This window comes from Streptomyces sp. NPDC050211, from assembly GCF_040656035.1.
Classification (GTDB): domain Bacteria; phylum Actinomycetota; class Actinomycetes; order Streptomycetales; family Streptomycetaceae; genus Streptomyces.
In genome coordinates this window covers 1-1618 of the sequence record NZ_JBFALC010000177.1, presented here as the reverse complement: position 1 = coordinate 1618, position 1618 = coordinate 1, and the positions used below count along the sequence as shown (strand labels likewise).

General features: G+C 66.7%; 2 protein-coding genes. One reads left to right on the top strand and one right to left on the bottom strand.

Translation table 11 applies throughout. The annotated features are described in order from the left end of the window. Positions 1-69: 69 nt before the first annotated feature. Positions 70-837 carry a transposase gene (locus AB0I98_RS49830; RefSeq protein ID WP_362953168.1) on the bottom strand — a complete coding sequence of 256 codons (768 nt, stop codon included), beginning with the start codon at positions 835-837 and terminating at the stop codon, positions 70-72. A gap of 248 nt (positions 838-1085) precedes the next feature. On the opposite strand from AB0I98_RS49830, the gene AB0I98_RS49825 reads away from it, so the two are divergent. Continuing rightward, positions 1086-1553, top strand: a complete 468-nt coding sequence (locus tag AB0I98_RS49825; RefSeq protein WP_362953166.1) for a MarR family winged helix-turn-helix transcriptional regulator — start codon at positions 1086-1088, stop codon at positions 1551-1553. Positions 1554-1618 lie beyond the last annotated feature (65 nt).

Below are 1618 nucleotides of genomic sequence, written 5' to 3'. Positions count from 1 at the left end.
CTAAGGCTTGTCCCGTAACTGATCTTGGACCTGGTGAGGGCAAGGTCGGCTGCGGTGCTGCCCGTTGGCCTATCTGGTGAGGGCGAGGTTGTGCAGGCGGGCGATGCCGAGGATGGCGTGGTGGACGCCGTCGCCTTTGAGTCGGCAGTCGCGCAGGATCTTCCAGTCCTTCATGCGGGCGAAGGTGTGCTCGACGCGGGCCCTGACCTGCTTGTGCGAGCGGTTGTGCTCCTCCTTCCAATCCGGGAGTTCTTGGCCCTTGCGGCGGCGGTGCGGGACGACCAGCCCGGTGCCCTGGTAGCCGCCGTCGGCGATGGTCATCGTCTTGCCGACGGCGGCCTTGGCCCCGGATTCTCCCCAGCCCCGGGAGTCGTGCCGGTTGCCCGGCAGGGGCCGGCCGACCACGACGACCAGACGGGTGTCGGCATCGATGACCACCTGATGGGCCGTTGAGTAGCGGTAGTTCTTCGATTGCTCGGCGATCGTGTGGTCGCGAGTGGGAACCAGGGTGCCGTCGACGATGAGCACGGTGTCCTTGCGGAACCGCTGCCTTGGCTGAAGTGCGAGCAGCGGTCCGAGGTGGTCGATGATCCGGTCCGCCGCCGACTTGGAGACACCGAACAGCGGGGCAATCTGGCGCATCGTCAAGTTCGTGCGCCAGTACACAACGACGAGCAGGATCCGGTCCTCCAGAGACAGGCCCCACGGTCGGCCGCGATGTCCGTCGGCTACGCCCTCGCGACGCACGGTAGTCACCAACTTGCCGAAGCAGCGCGGGCTCAGCCCGGCGAACGGGGCTATCCAGGACGGTTCCGATGCCGTGATCACGCCAGCCATCGCGAGATCATCCCACCCGCGACCAGGCGCTACAGGAAAACCTCGGGCGGCCCGTGATCACTCCGTGGCGGGAGTCGACGCCTCAAGTAACCCTTAGCTGCCGGGCCAGAGGCAAGGTTTCTCCTTCCCGCACCACAGTCGCCCGGAAGATCACCTGCTTGCCCTCAACCGAACTTGAGGTCATACGGTCTCCCCACGACCTGCACGGTGTGCGGGCTCCACACTGAAGTGCACGGAGGGGATACCCCATGACGACACAGCAGATCCCCGACGCCGAACTCGCCGGACAGCCCGCCGCGTACTGGACCGGTGTCGCCTACGAGGCGCTCATCGCGTACACCCGCGCCCGGCAGGCCGAAAAGGGCTACACCCAGCCCCAATTCTGGCTGCTGCGCAACCTATCGGTGAACGACATCTCGCCCGACGGCGAGGGCATGACCCTGTCCGAGCTGCGGGAGGCAATGACCTCCTACATCCGTCCAGAGGACGACCTGGTGGCGGAAGCAGAGGGGCTCCTTGAACGCGGCTGGCTGACCCAGGACACCGAGGACCGGCTGTGGCTCACCCCGGAAGGGGAACAGGCCCGCGTCGATCTGGCCCGCAATGCCCCCGCGATCCGCGCCGCCCTCCACGAGGGCATCAACGACGCGGACTACGTCACCACGGTGAAGGTGCTCCAGCAGCTGATCCGGAACGCGGGTGGGGCGGTCGCCTGATGGACCGCAAGCCCGGGGCAAAGCGCCCCGGGTCACTCAAACCGATCTTTGCGGGACAGCCCTTA

Coding starts and splice junctions, on each gene's coding strand:
- AB0I98_RS49830 (WP_362953168.1), bottom strand. CDS start 837: ATGGCTGGCGTGATCACGGCATCGGAACCGTCCTGGATAGCCCCGTTC.
- AB0I98_RS49825 (WP_362953166.1), top strand. CDS start 1,086: ATGACGACACAGCAGATCCCCGACGCCGAACTCGCCGGACAGCCCGCC.